The 14,874-nt window shown below is 39.3% G+C and carries 18 protein-coding genes; 6 read left to right on the plus strand and 12 right to left on the minus strand.

Annotated elements, in window-relative coordinates; all coding sequences use genetic code 11:
- Positions 1-4: 4 nt before the first annotated feature.
- Genes queA through NZ900_03080 form a run of 7 tightly spaced genes read right to left on the minus strand, consistent with a single transcriptional unit; the run spans position 5 to position 4,721 of the window.
- On the minus strand, positions 5-1,015 hold the full coding sequence (gene queA / locus NZ900_03050) for a tRNA preQ1(34) S-adenosylmethionine ribosyltransferase-isomerase QueA (GenBank protein MCS7233073.1): 1,011 nt from the start codon (positions 1,013-1,015) through the stop codon (positions 5-7).
- A gap of 7 nt (positions 1,016-1,022) precedes the next feature.
- Positions 1,023-1,238, minus strand: a complete 216-nt coding sequence (locus tag NZ900_03055; protein ID MCS7233074.1) for a DUF2905 domain-containing protein — start codon at positions 1,236-1,238, stop codon at positions 1,023-1,025.
- Positions 1,222-2,193 carry a Holliday junction branch migration DNA helicase RuvB gene (ruvB, locus tag NZ900_03060; GenBank protein MCS7233075.1) on the minus strand — a complete coding sequence of 324 codons (972 nt, stop codon included), beginning with the start codon at positions 2,191-2,193 and terminating at the stop codon, positions 1,222-1,224. Before ruvB ends, NZ900_03055 begins: the two co-directional genes overlap by 17 nt.
- Before the next feature lie 3 nt (positions 2,194-2,196).
- A complete protein-coding gene (gene ruvA / locus NZ900_03065) occupies positions 2,197-2,760 on the minus strand; it encodes a Holliday junction branch migration protein RuvA (protein ID MCS7233076.1) in 564 nt (187 codons plus the stop codon).
- Complete coding sequence (locus tag NZ900_03070; GenBank protein MCS7233077.1) at positions 2,729-3,220, minus strand: crossover junction endodeoxyribonuclease RuvC; 492 nt, start codon at positions 3,218-3,220, stop codon at positions 2,729-2,731. Before NZ900_03070 ends, ruvA begins: the two co-directional genes overlap by 32 nt.
- Positions 3,221-3,225: 5 nt before the next feature.
- Complete coding sequence (locus tag NZ900_03075; protein MCS7233078.1) at positions 3,226-3,978, minus strand: YebC/PmpR family DNA-binding transcriptional regulator; 753 nt, start codon at positions 3,976-3,978, stop codon at positions 3,226-3,228.
- A gap of 14 nt (positions 3,979-3,992) precedes the next feature.
- Positions 3,993-4,721, minus strand: a complete 729-nt coding sequence (locus NZ900_03080) for an NAD+ synthase (protein ID MCS7233079.1) — start codon at positions 4,719-4,721, stop codon at positions 3,993-3,995.
- Positions 4,722-4,817: 96 nt separating this feature from the next.
- Here NZ900_03080 and NZ900_03085 point away from each other — a divergent pair, with 96 nt between their 5' ends.
- The 5 genes from NZ900_03085 to NZ900_03105 are packed head-to-tail and all read left to right on the plus strand — an operon-like array spanning position 4,818 to position 9,729.
- Positions 4,818-5,936, plus strand: coding sequence for an aminotransferase class I/II-fold pyridoxal phosphate-dependent enzyme (locus tag NZ900_03085; protein ID MCS7233080.1), 1,119 nt, complete (start codon positions 4,818-4,820; stop codon positions 5,934-5,936).
- A complete protein-coding gene (gene lepA, locus NZ900_03090) occupies positions 5,933-7,723 on the plus strand; it encodes a translation elongation factor 4 (GenBank protein MCS7233081.1) in 1,791 nt (596 codons plus the stop codon). The genes NZ900_03085 and lepA overlap by 4 nt, the downstream gene beginning before the upstream one ends.
- Positions 7,720-8,820: a radical SAM family heme chaperone HemW gene (hemW, locus tag NZ900_03095; GenBank protein ID MCS7233082.1), complete on the plus strand. Its 1,101-nt coding sequence runs from the start codon at positions 7,720-7,722 to the stop codon at positions 8,818-8,820. The genes lepA and hemW overlap by 4 nt, the downstream gene beginning before the upstream one ends.
- Positions 8,789-9,343 (plus strand): CPBP family intramembrane metalloprotease, encoded by a 555-nt coding sequence (locus NZ900_03100; protein ID MCS7233083.1) that lies wholly within the window; start codon positions 8,789-8,791, stop codon positions 9,341-9,343. The genes hemW and NZ900_03100 overlap by 32 nt, the downstream gene beginning before the upstream one ends.
- 17 nt (positions 9,344-9,360) lie before the next feature.
- A complete protein-coding gene (locus NZ900_03105; protein MCS7233084.1) occupies positions 9,361-9,729 on the plus strand; it encodes a cyclophilin-like fold protein in 369 nt (122 codons plus the stop codon).
- 58 nt (positions 9,730-9,787) lie between these two features.
- Here the strand turns inward: NZ900_03105 and rpmF are convergent, their stop codons facing one another.
- Positions 9,788-9,985: a 50S ribosomal protein L32 gene (gene rpmF / locus NZ900_03110; protein MCS7233085.1), complete on the minus strand. Its 198-nt coding sequence runs from the start codon at positions 9,983-9,985 to the stop codon at positions 9,788-9,790.
- Entirely contained in the window at positions 9,948-10,529 is a 582-nt protein-coding gene (locus NZ900_03115; protein ID MCS7233086.1) for a DUF177 domain-containing protein, read from the minus strand. The genes rpmF and NZ900_03115 overlap by 38 nt, the downstream gene beginning before the upstream one ends.
- 62 nt (positions 10,530-10,591) lie before the next feature.
- On the opposite strand from NZ900_03115, the gene NZ900_03120 reads away from it, so the two are divergent.
- The gene (locus NZ900_03120) at positions 10,592-11,836 is read left to right on the plus strand and encodes a nucleotidyltransferase (GenBank protein MCS7233087.1); all 1,245 of its coding nucleotides are present in this window, start codon (positions 10,592-10,594) and stop codon (positions 11,834-11,836) included.
- Here NZ900_03120 and coaD read toward each other — a convergent pair.
- The 3 genes from coaD to recG are packed head-to-tail and all read right to left on the minus strand — an operon-like array spanning position 11,779 to position 14,812.
- Positions 11,779-12,276: a pantetheine-phosphate adenylyltransferase gene (coaD, locus tag NZ900_03125; GenBank protein MCS7233088.1), complete on the minus strand. Its 498-nt coding sequence runs from the start codon at positions 12,274-12,276 to the stop codon at positions 11,779-11,781. The genes NZ900_03120 and coaD overlap by 58 nt on opposite strands.
- Positions 12,277-12,279: 3 nt before the next feature.
- Positions 12,280-12,753 (minus strand): RsmD family RNA methyltransferase, encoded by a 474-nt coding sequence (locus NZ900_03130; GenBank protein ID MCS7233089.1) that lies wholly within the window; start codon positions 12,751-12,753, stop codon positions 12,280-12,282.
- Positions 12,743-14,812 (minus strand): ATP-dependent DNA helicase RecG, encoded by a 2,070-nt coding sequence (recG, locus tag NZ900_03135; GenBank protein MCS7233090.1) that lies wholly within the window; start codon positions 14,810-14,812, stop codon positions 12,743-12,745. The genes NZ900_03130 and recG overlap by 11 nt, the downstream gene beginning before the upstream one ends.
- Between the last annotated feature and the right edge of the window lie 62 nt (positions 14,813-14,874).

The raw sequence follows: 14,874 nt of genomic DNA on the forward strand, positions 1-14,874 counted from the left end.
CCCTTCAAAGAATCAGCATGGCATCGCCAAAGCTATATAGGCGATACCTCTCCCTAACAGCTATTTCATACGCCCTTTTCAAAAACTCCTCACCTGCAAAAGCCGAAACCAAGGCCAGCAAGGTCGTCCTTGGAAGATGAAAGTTAGTTATAAGACCGCTTATGATCCTAAAATTAAAGCCGGGAAGAATAAATAAGTCAGTCCATCCTCTCCCAGGAGATATGAAACCTTCACTATCGCAAACGCTCTCTAAAACCCTTGTGGTGGTCGTCCCAACAGCTATAACTCTTCGTCCCTCTTTCAAAGCAGAATTAACCTCTAAAGCACATTCTTCAGAAACCTCATAATACTCAGGGGGAACTTTGTGTTCACTCACATCTCCTCTCACAGGAAGAAAAGTAGCAGCACCAACGTGAAGAACAAGAAAAGCAGTCCTTACACCCATCTTCCTAAGCTCTTCTAACAGCCTTTCAGTAAAGTGAAATCCTGCAGTTGGAGCAGCAACTGATCCAGGAACTTCAGCATAAACAGTTTGATAACGATTAGGATCCTCCACATCTTTCTTTATATAAGGAGGAACAGGTACTTCCCCTATTCTATCAAGCAACTCCAGAAACTTCTCCCCTCCAACTGAGAAACGAACCCTTCTAAAGCCCTCTTCTAAAACCTCCTCAACCACACAAGTTAAACCATCCTCAAACACAACTTCAGTTCCCTTTTTAAGCCTCTTAGCTGGTCTGGCTATAACCTCCCACAAACTATCATCAAATCTTCTTATAAGTAGAAGCTCTACTTTAGCGCTACCACCCTTCTTTGTTCCTAAAAGCCGAGCTTTTATAACCTTGCTTTTATTAAAAACGAGAAGATCCCCCTCTTTTAAGAATCGCGGTAACATATAAAATATCGCATGTTCTATTGTCCCTTCTTTTCTCCTTAAAACCATCAATCGTGAGTGATCTCTCGGACTAATAGGCTCCTGAGCTATAAGCTCTTCTGGAAACTCGTAGTCAAAAATTTTAAATTCACCTCCTAAAAATCAAATTCAAAAGCAAAGTTAACACCAAACTTAAAACTAGACTTGTAACTATGGGGAAGTAGATCACCATTCCCTTTCTCTCTACATATATATCTCCTGGAAGCTTACCGATATAAGGAATCTTTGGAGCGAAAGTTAATACAAGCCCTGTAATAACTATTATCAGACCAAAAATTATCAAGATTTTACCCAAAGATTCCATTGCAACCCCTCCTTTTCCAGATTTCATAAGCTCTTTGGGTCGCAACTCTTCCTCTTTTAGTCCTCTCTATAAAGCCCATTCTCATGAGATAAGGCTCATACACCTCAGATATAGTATCAGGCTCTTCATTTAAAGCCGCTGCAAGAGTCTCTATACCAACAGGACCACCGGAAAACTTCTCTATTATGATTGAGATAAGCCTCCAATCCGTCAGATCCAACCCATAAGGATCTACACCATAAAAATCTAATGCCCTTAAAGTAAGCTCCCTATCTATGAACTCTCTTCCTTCAACCTGAGCATAATCTCTTATCCTCTTTAATAACCTATTTACTATTCTCGGAGTCCCTCTACCTCTTATGGCCACCTCCTTAGCAGCCTCTTTTGATATCTCTACTCCCAATATCATAGCTGAACGAAACACTATCTGTTCAAGCTCCTCTACAGGATAAAAATCTATCCTTTCTATAACACCAAATCTACTCCTTAAGGCACCAGTTAAAAGGCCAAGCCTTGTCGTCGCTCCTATAAGAGTAAAAGGAGGAAGATCTATACTTATAGTTTTAGCCATCACTCCCTTACCTACAACTATATCAATCCTATAATCCTCCATAGCAGAGTAAAGCATCTCCTCACAAGATCGGGGTATTCTATGGACCTCATCTATAAAAAGAACACTACCCTTCTCAAGGCCACTTAATATAGCTGCAAGATCTCCAGCCCTTGAAATAGATGGACCACTTAGCTGAAAAAACGGAGAAGATAGCTCATTAGCTATAATACTCGCCAATGTCGTCTTACCTAGACCTGGTGGACCGTAAAACAGTATGTGATCTGGAGAATCTCCACGAGCCTTTGAGGCCTCTATAAGTAAAGATATCCTCTTTTTAAGCTCCCCTTGACCAATAAAATCAGCAAGCGTTTTCGGCCTTAAGGATTTCTCCCAAGCTTCCAACGCTTAATTGTCCCCCTTAAGGAAAGATAAAGCCTCTTTCACCAAATCCTCAACCTTCCTAGAACCAATCCCATACCTTGCTAACTTTAAGATTGCCATATTAGCTTCCCTCTCGCTATACCCTAAACTTAAAAGGGCATCCTTGACCTCAGAGAAAATTCCCTCGCCACTTAATAGCTCACCCTTAAGCTCAAAGATAATCCTTTTAGCTCTTTTCTCCCCAACCTTAGGAATAGAAGAGAGAAGAACCACATCCTCCCTCTCAATAGCATCTAAAAATTCCTTCCAAGAAAACTTCTCTAAAATCTCAAAGGAGATCCTAGTTCCTATTTTCGTTATACTTAAAAGCCTCTCAAAAAAATCCCTATCTTCCCTCCTTAAAAATCCAAAAAGCTCAAGCCTTTCCCCTTTGTAGTTCAGGTAAACATAAAGTAGAACCTCATCCCCTTCCCGAATTAAGGAAAGGTCTCTCGAAACAACAAAAACCTTAAAACCAAAACCATTTACGTCAAGAAATAACTCTTTCTCCTTTTTTTCAACTGCCTTTCCCCTCAGATAATCTATCATTAAAAGAACTACACCTCTTTAGATAAGTCAAACCACATATAGCTAAGGCCGCTGCATCAAACTCATGCGATGTAGAAAAACTTAAACCAAAAAACCTCTTTAAAACCTCTGCTATTTCCTTCTTAGAAGCTCTTCCCCAGTTGGTTAAAGCTTTCTTAAGCTCAAGAGGAGAGATCTCTAAAAGTTTAATTCCTCTTTGAGCACATAAAAGAGATACAACTCCTCTTACCTCTCCCACTTCCATAGCGCTTTTAACATTTTTATGAAAAAAGACCTTCTCCATACAGACAAGAAAAGGGGAGTATATCCTTACCTCCTCTTCTAAACGCTCATATATAATTTTTAATCTCTCTGCTTTTTCAAGGTCTGGATAGGTATACAGCGTATCAGATTTAAGAAGCTTAAAACCCTCTTCTAGTATCACATAACCTAGTTCTCTTAAACCCGGATCAATTCCCATTACCCTCACGCTGCAGCACCGATCTTCTCCATTATTTCATCAGGTATGTCAAAGTTAGCATATACATGCTGAACGTCATCGTGATCCTCAAGCGCCTCCATTAGCTTAAGCATCCTTACAGCATCCTCTCCCTCAAGACGAGTAGTGCTCTTTGGAATCATAGTTACTTCGGCCCGCACAGGCTTAATTTTAGCCTTTTCGAAAGCTTCTCTAACAGCCATGAAATCTTTAGAGTCAGTAATAACCTCGATAGTTCCATCGCTTTGAACTCTAACATCTTCCGCCCCTGCATCGAGAGCTACTTCCATTACCTTGTCCTCACTAACCCCTTCGAAACTCAAAATCCCTTTTCTCTCAAATACCCAGCTCACGCAACCAACCTCGCCAAGGCTTCCACCGTATCTACTGAAAATATGTCTTATCTCCGCCGTTGTCCTATTCCTATTATCAGTCATAGCTTCAACCAAGACAGCAACACCACCAGGCCCATAACCCTCATAGCTGACTTCCTCATAGGCAGCACCTGGGATTTCGCCTGTTCCACGCTGAATAGCTCTTTTTACATTCTCCGAAGGCATATTAACTTCACGAGCCCACTGGATAGCAAGCCTTAACCTAGGATTCTTTTCCGGATCCCCTCCACCCTCACGGGCTGCTGTAATTATAGCTCTTATAACTTTAGCAAAAAGCTTTCCTCTCTGAGCATCAACCTGGGCCTTCCTATGTCTAATATTTGCCCACTTAGAATGACCCGCCATGAAAAAACACCTCCCTATTTCTTGAAGAGGAGTACCTTTGGAGGCATCCTCTTATGATCGCTTCTCTTTCTCATTCCCTCGATTTTTCTAACTATATCAGGATCAGCTTTACCCTCAAGAAGATATTTATCAAGAACTTCGTAAGTTATGCCCATTTCCCCCTCATCGGTTTGTCCATCCCAAAGTCCAGCAGTTGGCGGTTTATGTATTATTTTCTCCGGAACACCGAGATGTCTAGCAACCTCTCTCACCTCAGACTTAACCAAACTTCCTATAGGAAGTATATCAACTCCACCATCCCCATACTTAGTGAAATATCCAACCTCAAGCTCACTCCTATTCCCAGTTCCGACCACAAGATAGTTAAGCCTATTTGCAAAGTAGTAAAGGGTTATCATCCTTAAGCGAGGCTTAATATTAGCCAAAGCAATGTCTCCCCTCTTATCAACTTCACCTAAGATATTAAGAAAAGCCTCGTAAATAGAAGAGAGATCTACCAGTCTATAAGGAATTTCAAAAGCTTTAACAAATTCTAAAGCATCACTAAGATCTGATGAAACAGAACGACAAGGCATTATGAGCCCAAGCATATTTTCCCCCATTGCTCTCTTCAATAGTAGGGCAACCACGGCAGAGTCAACCCCACCACTTATACCAACAACCCCCCCTTTAGCTCCAGCCTCTCCTATTTCATCCCTGATCCAGGAAACAGCTCTCTCAACAAACTCAGCTGCGTCAAACATGTTGATCCCTCCATAGCTTAAGTGACTAAAAACTATTATAACACAGCTATGTTATAATATAATTTGCTTTCTTCAATATTAAGGAGGTGTTTCTTTTTGTATTTTAAACCCTTCAAGGTAGAGGCATGGCTTAACGAGCATGAACCAAAGGCTAAATATCACCTTGGAGAAACATCGATAGCTCCCTTATCCCTAAGGGAACTTAAAGAAATTACCGATTTCCGATGGGAAGAGCTACTTGACATAAAACTTGACTATGGAGAAATTCAAGGGATAAGCATTCTTAGAGAGGAAGTTTCAAAGCTTTTTCTTAATACAAACCCTGAGGAGGTATTGATCACAAACGGATCTATAGAAGCAAACTTTCTTGCCATAGCTGCTCTCTCTGAAGAATGTGAAACCTTTTTAGCCGAATTTCCAGAATATAATCAGCTTTATGAGCTACCTAAAGCATTTGGGAAAAAAGTTAAGCTTTACAGGCTTAAAAGAGAAAATGGATTCTCAGTAGATGTAGAAGAACTATTAGAAACCGCTAGAGACTCTCAAGCAGTTATCTTGAACCATCCACACAATCCCACGGGAGCAGCTCTCGAAGAGGAAAAGATGCAATATATAATAGAAAACCTGATTAAGGCCGGTAAGAAGATAATGTTTGATCAAGTTTATCTTAACCTCTCAAAAGAAAATCCTATAACACCATCAGCAAGGAAGCTTTCTAATGAAGTAATAGTCACAGGAGGACTCTCAAAAAGCTTCGGTTTACCTGGTTTAAGAATAGGCTGGATAATCGCTCCAAAAAGCTTCATAGAGAGATGCTGGAAGATCAGAGATTATGTTGCGATATCCATCTCTCCATTAAATCAGTTTTTAGCTTATAAAGCGCTTCAGAATAAAGACAAAATTCTTAAAAGAAGCAGAGATATATTGAGGAAAAACTTTGATATAATCTCCAATTGGATGGAAAAAAACAGGGACATTATAGATTGGATTCCTCCAAAAGAAGGTTGTGTTTGTTTCCCTTGGTTAAAGAAAGTAGAGAATAGCGAGGATCTTTGTAAGGCTCTCATGGAAAGAGACAGTGTTCTTCTTGTACCCGGAAGCTGCTTTGATATGCCCGAGCATATAAGAATCGGTTTTGGTTTTGAAAGCGAAATTTTAATCAAGGGGCTCGAAGTGTTAGAAAAATTTTTAAGGAGGGATATAGATAATTTATGATAGCCCCTGAAAGGATTAGAAACTTCTGTATAATAGCCCATATAGATCATGGAAAATCAACCCTGGCTGATCGATTTCTTGAGATCACAGGAACCATACCGGAAAGGAAAATGGTAGAGCAATACCTCGATATGCTTGAAATAGAAAGAGAAAGAGGCATAACCATCAAAGCTCAACCGGTTAGAATGGAGTACAAAGGATATGTTCTAAATCTTATAGATACACCAGGCCATGTAGACTTCACTTATGAGGTATCTCGCTCCTTAGCCGCATGTGAGGGAGCAATACTTGTCGTGGACGCAACCCAGGGAGTAGAGGCTCAGACTGTAGCAAATGCCTTCCTTGCTATAGAAAGTAATCTTGAGATAATCCCGGTAATAAACAAAATAGACCTTCCAAATGCCGATCCCGAAAGAGCTAAAAGAGAAATAGAGGAAGCCATAGGGTTAGACGCCTCTGGAGCAATACTTGCAAGCGCAAAGGAAGGAATAGGAGTAGAAGAAATATTAGACACGGTTATAAAACAGATACCTCCTCCAAAAGGAGACCCTAATGCCCCTCTAAGAGCACTCATATTCGACTCAATTTATAACAGCTATAGAGGTGTTGTAATTTACATAAGAGTCAAGGATGGGACAATAAAGGCTGGCCAAAAAATAATCATGATGTCTACAGGAAATATTTACGAGGTAGAAGAGGTTGGAATCTTTACACCTCATATGAAGCCTATAAATGAGCTTGGCCCAGGCGAGGTTGGATACGTTATAGCAGGAATAAAAGAGATAAGACAAGCTCGAGTTGGAGATACTATAACCGATGCCTCAAACCCAGCGAAAGAACCCTTACCAGGCTACAAAAAGGTAAAACCGGTGGTTTTTTGTGGTGTTTATCCTGTAGATAGAAATGATTTTGAAAACCTAAGAGACGCTCTTGAAAAGTTAAGATTGAACGATGCTTCCATTTATTTTGAGCCAGAGTCATCAGCAGCTTTGGGAGCAGGTTTTCGATGCGGATTCCTAGGAATGCTTCATATGGAGGTAGCTTTAGAGAGACTAAGAAGAGAGTTTGAACTCGACCTTATAGCTACCGCACCTAACGTAGTATACAAGGTAGTAAAACACTCTGAAGAGGTTTTAGAGATAGATAACCCTGCCAAGTTTCCACCTCTGGGAGAGATAAGAGAAATACAGGAGCCTTTCGCTAGAGTAACCATATTCACTCCAACAGAATTCGTTGGAAACATAATGTCCTTCCTTCAGGAAAGAAGAGGTTCTTTCAAAAGCATGGATTACTTAAGTCCAGAAAGGGTCATGCTTATATACGAGGTTCCGCTTGCGGAAATAATCATCGACTTTCACGATAAACTAAAATCGCTAAGCAAAGGATACGCATCAATGGATTACGAACCTATAGGTTATAAAACTTCTGATTTGGTAAAAGTAGATATACTCATTCATTATGAACCTGTAGATGCCTTCTCCTTTATAGTCCACAGGGAGAAAGCCTACCATAAGGCTTTAGCTCTCCTTCAAAAGCTAAAAGAGATGATACCTCGTCAGCTATTCGAAGTAGCGATCCAAGCAGCTATAGGAAAAAAGGTTATAGCAAGAGTCGATATTAAACCTTTAAGAAAAGATGTTCTTGCAAAATGCTACGGTGGAGATGTAACAAGAAAGAAAAAGCTATTAGAAAAGCAAAAGGAAGGTAAAAAGAGAATGAAAGCCTTAGGAAAGGTAAATGTCCCAACAGAGGCCTTCTTAGCTTTAATGAAGCTAGAGAAAGAATGATAGCCCTTTATGTGCATGTTCCTTTTTGTATAAGAAAGTGTAAATATTGTAATTTCTTTTCTATTCCCTTTGAAGATCAATTATCTCAAAGATATCTAAGAAATTTATTTAAAGAGATAGATTTCTGGCGCGAGAAACTATCCGAAAAGGTAATAAAAACCATCTATATAGGTGGAGGAACACCAACCGTATATGACGAAGAAACGTTAGTTCTAATACTAAGAAAAATTAAAGAGAGCTTCAATATAAGTGAAAACGCTGAGATAACAGTCGAAGCTAACCCTAAAACCATAAACGAAAAGAAGCTTAAAGGCCTTAAAGAGGAAGGGGTAAACAGGCTAAGCTTAGGAATACAGAGTCTAAATGACAGGCTACTCAAAATCTTGGGAAGACCTCACTCAGCTCAAGAGGCTATAGAGGCAATGGAACTTGTTAGTAAAGTTAACTTTAAGAGCTGGAACGTAGATTTAATATATGCTATACCAACCCAAACTTTAGATGAATGGGAAAAAACGCTAAGGGAGGTGCTTTCCTTTTCCCCTCCGCATCTTTCACTTTATAGTCTAATTCTCGAAGAAAAAACCCCCTTATACGAGGAAATTAAATCAGGGCTATATGAACTTCCGGAAGATGAAGGATATGAAGCTTTCACTATGGCAAAGAACCTCCTTAAAGAGAAAAATTATATACACTATGAGATTTCTAACTTTGCCATTGAAGGGCACTTTTGCCAACATAACATTACTTACTGGAAAAACGAACCCTATATAGGAATAGGACCGGGAGCTTCCTCTTTTTACGAAGGATGGAGATTTAAAAGGGAAGAAAACTTTGATTGGTTCTTAGGATATTCAGAGGTTATAAGGATAGACAAGGAAGAGGAAATGAAGGAAACCATATTTATGAACTTAAGAATGTTAGAAGGCATAGATAAAGAGGGCTTCTTTAAAAGGTTCGGCATTAGGATAGAAGAAAAATATAAAGAAATTATAGAAAAATTGAAAAAAGAGGGACTTCTTGAAGAAGATCAAAATAGAATAAAGCTAACCGAAAGGGGTCTTCTTCTTGGAAACCAGGTTTTTGAAAGTTTTGTTTAGCTACATTGGGCTTTTCTTAACGATCTGGTTAAAGAGAGACTTAGCTATAGCCTACATGCTTTATCTTCCTCTCTTAATCGTTCCAAAGAAACATTGGGAGAGCTATGGAATAACACTAAAAAGCTGGGAAAAATCTTTAAAGCTTTGCGCTTTAGCTTCATTAATCTTTCTCTTACCTTTCACTATAGCCTCCATAGCTTTGTCTATTAGTCAGGGCTTTAGGGGTATAACCTTTAGCGCAGCTTTATATCAATTTATCGGTGTAGCTTTACCTGAAGAGCTCTTTTTTAGAGGGTATCTCCAAACGGAGATATCGAAGCTTACCCTAAATCCTTGGAAAAGCATTATACTTACCTCTATCCTTTTCACAGTCGTTCACCTTTTTAAGGGTATAACTCCCGTAAATGTTGGGGTCTTCTTACCATCTCTTATATTTGGCTACCTTCGTGAGGAAACCGGCTCTATCTTAGCTTCTACCATCTTTCATGCTCTATCTAATATAATATTCTTTTCTCTATTTTGAAAAAGGAGGTGAAGATAGTGAAAAGCATTGTAATAAGATTTAAAGGATTAGAGCTAAAGGGGGTTTTGAATGAAACCTTAACTGCTCAAAAGATCTACGAAGCATTACCTATAAAATCCCACGGTAATAGATGGGGACAAGAGTTTTACTTTAAGATACCCGTTACCATGGAGTTAGAAGATGGAAAAGAGGTGGTAAACAAAGGAGACATAGGATACTGGCCTCCTGGAAAAGCCATGTGCATCTTCTGGGGACCTACTCCCATAAGCCCTCCAGATAAGATAATACCAGCAAGCGCTGTAACAATCGTAGGGAAAATAGAAGGAGACCTTAATTTATTAGACCAGCTTGATGACGGAGACAGAATAGAAATAGAAAAAGCCTAAAAAGAAAAAGGCTCCCTCAAAAAACACTGAGGGAGCCTCATAATTCAGTCACCTTAAATTACTTTTCCTCTTTTTCCTCTACAACAAGTACCTCTCTTCCATCGTAATAACCACACTCAGGACAAACCCTATAAGTGGGAACTATTTCCCCACAATGAGAGCAAGTAGTTAAACTGGGCGTCTTAATACTCCTTAACCATTGAGCCAGTCTCTTATCTCTACGAGCCTTTGACGTTTTTCTCTTCGGAACTGCCATCGCTCACACCTCCCTTCATAAGCCCTTTTAAAGCACTCCATCTGGGATCTTCTACATCACGCTCACATCCACAATCTCCCTCATTGAGATTTTTACCACACACGGGACAAAGTCCCTTACAATCCTCTTTACATAAGGGTTTCATTGGTATAGATAAAATTATAAACTGCCTTATATCCCCTTCTATGTCTATATTTTCACCAGCGAAGTAAGATATTCTAAAATCATCTTCGTTCAAGGATCTTTCCTTGGAAGAAGTAAATTGCTCCTCCCCCCTCCTATATTCTACTTCAAACTCAACCTTAACAGGAAAGCTAAAAAGCTCTAAACACCTACTACAGTGAAGCTTTAAAGTTGTTGTAGCCTCGCCCCAAACCATAAACCCCTCTTTTACTTTAACAACACCGCCTTCTACAAAAACCTCCTCAGAGAAATTTACCTTTTCCCCTTTGTAATCGAAGGACTCGAAGTTTTCCTCAAAAGTAAACTCTAAGACTTTCCCAGGCTCTCTTTCAAGCTCTTCTAATTCTATCACCATCGCCATTCAAAATCGCCCCCTTTAAAAAAATAAAAAGCCTTAATAAAATATACTAAGGGGGAATAAATATGAAAGTTGTAGGCCTTATTACTGAATACAATCCCTTTCACACAGGGCATTTATACCATCTCCACAAGAGCATAAAACTTACGGAAGCCGATTTTAGCATAGCTGTGATGAGCGGGAATTTCTTACAAAGAGGAGAACCCGCTATCGTAGACAAATATAAGAGAGCTGAAATGGCCCTCGCTGCTGGTGTAGACATAGTTTTTGAACTCCCCTTTCCCTTTGCCTCACATAATGCTGGCGTTTTCGCGTTCGGTGCTATATCCCTTCTTAACTCCCTAGGAGTGATAACTCATCTCTGCTTCGGAAGCGAATCAGGAAACCTAGAAGAACTTCAGACTATCGCAAAAATTCTATACCAAGAATCGGAAAATTTCAAGGCCGATATAGTTAAATTTTCGAAAGAGGGACTACCATATCCTGAAGCAAGATTAAAGGCTTTAGAAAACGAACTTAAAAGAAAAGGAATTAATCCAGAAACCCTTAAAGGCTCTAACAACATCTTAGGAATAGAATACCTTTTAAGCCTACTAAAGCTTAAAAGCAGTATAAAACCCATGACAATAAAAAGGATAGGAAGCGCCTATCTTGATCCAGAAATAAAGGGAAAATTTTCAAGCGCAACAGCAATAAGAAAGAGAATTCTTGAAAGCGGGGTCTCTAGCGTAAAAGATATAGTTCCTCCAATAACTTATAAGATATTAAAGAAGGCTGAAGAAAATAACGAACTCGTCTCTATAAAAAATTTTGAAAGAGAGATATTAATACTGATCAAGAGATTAGAAGTAAGTGAGATAAGAGAGATAGCCGAAGTAAAGGAGGGCCTTGAGAATAGAATTAAAAAAGCTGGTTTAAAGGCCATAACCATTGAAGAATTACTTCAGGGAATTAAAACCAAAAGATACACTCTAACAAGGATATCTAGAATATTGATACATCTTCTAGTAGGATTTAAGGAAAGGGAAAACAAACTCTTTCAAAAAACAGGCGCGCTTTACGCTTTCCTTCTAGGATTTTCAACTAAAGGGAAAGAGCTTCTAAAAGAAATAAAAAGACGATCTTCCATTCCCATTATAACTAGACCGACGGGGCTAAACGAACCCGCCTCGATTATGCTTAAACTCGACCTGAAAGCCACAAGAATATACGAAGCGGGAATTGGAAAACGCTTAGAGCTTTTCCAACCTGTTCAGAGAGATGTTGACGAAGAAACTTTAAGCTTCTTAAGTAGCATCTCCTCTACATAAGGAGGAACCATTCCCCTTACACATCCTCCGAAACTCGCTATTTCCTTAACCATGCGAGAAGTAAGATAAAGATACTTGGAATCAGAAAGTAAAAAAACGATTTCCACATTTTTATTAAGCTTTCTATTGGTTAAGGCCATCTGAAACTCATAGTCAAAATCAGTTACAGCCCTCATACCTCTTATAACTACATCTATTTTCCTCTCTCTAAGGTAGTTTACAAGAAGTCCATCAAAACCGTCTACTTCAACATTACTAACATGCCTAATTGCTTCTTTTATCATGTCTATTCTTTCCTCCATAGAGAAAAGCGGCCTCTTTGAAGGATTAGTAACAACAGCAACTATAAGCTTATCAAATATCCTTGAAGCCCTTTCAATTATATCCACGTGACCATATGTAATTGGATCAAAGCTCCCCGGGTAAACAGCTGCTTTCACCCATTACACCCCCTTATAGAGATAACTTAAAATAGTATCTCCATATCTACGCTCCTTAAGTAATTTCCAACTTCCCGGTTCAAAATCTTCCTTGAAAAACCTCTCAATAACAAGAAGTCCATCATCCTTAAGTAAAGGAACTTCCTCTAGAACCCTTAAAATCTCACTAGGAAAACCCATCCCATAGGGTGGATCTGCAAAGATTATATCGAACTTTTTTCCATCAAGGTAGAGCTTTTTAATTGCTTTTTTATAATCCATACATAAAATATAGTCACGAGCTACCTTTTTCGAAATCTCCCTTACCATACGCGGATCAATTTCTACAAAAAAAACCTCCTTAGCACCCCTCTTTAAGGCCTCTTCACCGATCTTACCGCTTCCAGCGAAAAGCTCAAGAAATGTTTTCCCCCTTATATTTCCCAAAGTATCAAAAAGAGCTCTCATCACAAGAGAAGTAGTATGTCTAACTGACATTTATTAAATCACCAGCTTCAGCAAATCTTCTTTTAACCATTAACCTTAAAATAGGATACTCTTTAAGGTCAGGGGATTCTTTAACCAATGAAAATGCTTCATTTCTTGCTATTGAAAGAAGATCATAGTCCCTTAATATATCTGCAACTTTAAAATCGGTAACCCCGTGCTGTCTTACACCACATAATTCTCCAGGCCCTCTCAGTTTTAAATCCTCTTCTGCTATCTTAAAACCGTCTGTCGTAGAAACTATAACTGACAGCCTCTTTCTAGCTTCTTCTGTTTTGGGATCCGCCAAAAGAATGCAATAAGATCGTTTATGACCTCTTCCTACTCTTCCTCTAAGCTGATGAATCTGAGACAAACCGAACCTATCGGCATTCTCTATAACCATAACGGTAGCATTAGGAACATCTATACCAACTTCTACTACAGGAGTAGCAACAAGAACTTCTATCTTACCTGCCTTAAAGGCCTTCATAACACTTTCTTTTTCTTCGATCTTCATTCTTCCGTGAAGAAGCCCAAGCTTTTCGTCTTTTAGAAAAGTAGCTTTAAGCTCTTCAAATAGCTTTGTTGCAGCCTCAGCCTCAAGAACATCCGACTCCTCAATTAATGGACATATAACATAGGCTTGCTCCCCTTGAGAAACTCTATTTTTCACAAACTCATATACCTTCTCTCTCCTTTTACTTGTAACCCAATAGGTCATAACGGGTTCTCTGCCAGGTGGCATCTCATCTATAACTGAAACGTCAAGATCACCATATATAGTTAGACTAAGGGTTCTAGGTATAGGAGTAGCAGTCATAACAAGAACGTGAGGAGAATTGCCCTTTTTAAGAAGTGCAGCCCTTTGCATAACACCAAACCTATGCTGTTCATCTATAATAACTAATCCAAGGTTCTTAAACTCCACCCCTTCCTGAATAAGCGCATGAGTACCAACGACTACTTTAGTTTCTCCATTAGATAACTCTTCAAGAATACGCTTTTTTGTTCTATCCTTCAAGCTACCGATTAGTAAACCTATCTTGACTCCTAATGGGGTAAGATATTGGTCCAATACCCAAAAGTGTTGTTCAGCTAAAACTTCAGTTGGAGCCATCAATACAGCTTGATATCCGTTCTCTACCGCAAGGAGCATAGATGCTATCGCAATAACAGTTTTTCCAGATCCAACATCTCCCTGCAGAAGCCTGTTCATGGGCTTACCGCTTGATAAATCTGACTGAATCTCCCTCCATGCCCTTTTCTGAGCATTGGTCAAGGTAAAGGGAAGCCTATTCCAAAACTCCCTTAAAAGATCTCCTCTTACCTTAAATATAGGAGCACTCTCAATCTTTCTATCCCTCATTTTTAAAGCTAAAAACAGCTGAAGTAAGAAAAGTTCATCAAAAGCCAGTCTATCCCTAGCCTTCAAAGCCAACTCTAACGAAGACGGAAAATGAACCTCTTTCAAAGCAGAGGTTAAAGGCATAAGCGAGTTTCTTTCCAAGATGTCTTGCGGAATTATCTCGGGGATCTCTGGAATCAGAAGCTCAAGAGCCGTTTCTACTGCAGATCTTAAGATCTTCTGGGTCAAGTTCCCTGCAAGAGGATAAATAGGTAGAATCTTCCCAACACTAAGTTCCCCTACATCCTCAATCGGCTCAAACTCTGGATCTTGAATCTGTATCTCCCCATACTTGCTCACAACCTTTCCATAAAATAAAAACTCCTTTCCCAGAGAAAGGAGTTTTTTCACGTAGTCCTTATTAAACCAAACAGCATAAGCCTTTTTTCTTGTTCCATCGGAAATAAGAGCCTTTATAACCTTAAAATTCCTCCTAACTGATACTTCCTCAACTCCAAGAACCTTCGCTTTAACCAGATTAAGGTCACCAAAAATCACTTCCTTTAGAGAACGAACTTCTCTCCTATCCTCATATCGGCGAGGAAGAAGATAAATAAGATCTTCAAGGGTTCTGACATTGAGCTTCTCAAAATCTAAAGCTCTTTTTGGACCGATACCCTTAATGTACCTTATCTCCTGTCCAAAGAGCTCTAGAAACCTCATATTCGCTAAACCTTCTATTTCTATAATCCTATCTTTAAGGTTACCTCTCCAGTTATTCAAGC

Source organism: Synergistota bacterium (assembly GCA_025060595.1).
In the GTDB taxonomy this organism is placed as follows: Bacteria; Synergistota; GBS-1; order GBS-1; family GBS-1; genus 42-11.

Coding starts and splice junctions, on each gene's coding strand:
- NZ900_03115 (MCS7233086.1), bottom strand. CDS start 10,529: ATGGCGATGGTGATAGAATTAGAAGAGCTTGAAAGAGAGCCTGGGAAA.
- NZ900_03070 (MCS7233077.1), bottom strand. CDS start 3,220: ATGGGAATTGATCCGGGTTTAAGAGAACTAGGTTATGTGATACTAGAA.
- NZ900_03130 (MCS7233089.1), bottom strand. CDS start 12,753: ATGTCAGTTAGACATACTACTTCTCTTGTGATGAGAGCTCTTTTTGAT.
- recG (MCS7233090.1), bottom strand. CDS start 14,812: ATGAGGTTTCTAGAGCTCTTTGGACAGGAGATAAGGTACATTAAGGGT.
- rpmF (MCS7233085.1), bottom strand. CDS start 9,985: ATGGCAGTTCCGAAGAGAAAAACGTCAAAGGCTCGTAGAGATAAGAGA.
- NZ900_03075 (MCS7233078.1), bottom strand. CDS start 3,978: ATGGCGGGTCATTCTAAGTGGGCAAATATTAGACATAGGAAGGCCCAG.
- hemW (MCS7233082.1), top strand. CDS start 7,720: ATGATAGCCCTTTATGTGCATGTTCCTTTTTGTATAAGAAAGTGTAAA.
- lepA (MCS7233081.1), top strand. CDS start 5,933: ATGATAGCCCCTGAAAGGATTAGAAACTTCTGTATAATAGCCCATATA.
- ruvA (MCS7233076.1), bottom strand. CDS start 2,760: ATGATAGATTATCTGAGGGGAAAGGCAGTTGAAAAAAAGGAGAAAGAG.
- NZ900_03120 (MCS7233087.1), top strand. CDS start 10,592: ATGAAAGTTGTAGGCCTTATTACTGAATACAATCCCTTTCACACAGGG.
- NZ900_03055 (MCS7233074.1), bottom strand. CDS start 1,238: ATGGAATCTTTGGGTAAAATCTTGATAATTTTTGGTCTGATAATAGTT.
- NZ900_03080 (MCS7233079.1), bottom strand. CDS start 4,721: ATGTTTGACGCAGCTGAGTTTGTTGAGAGAGCTGTTTCCTGGATCAGG.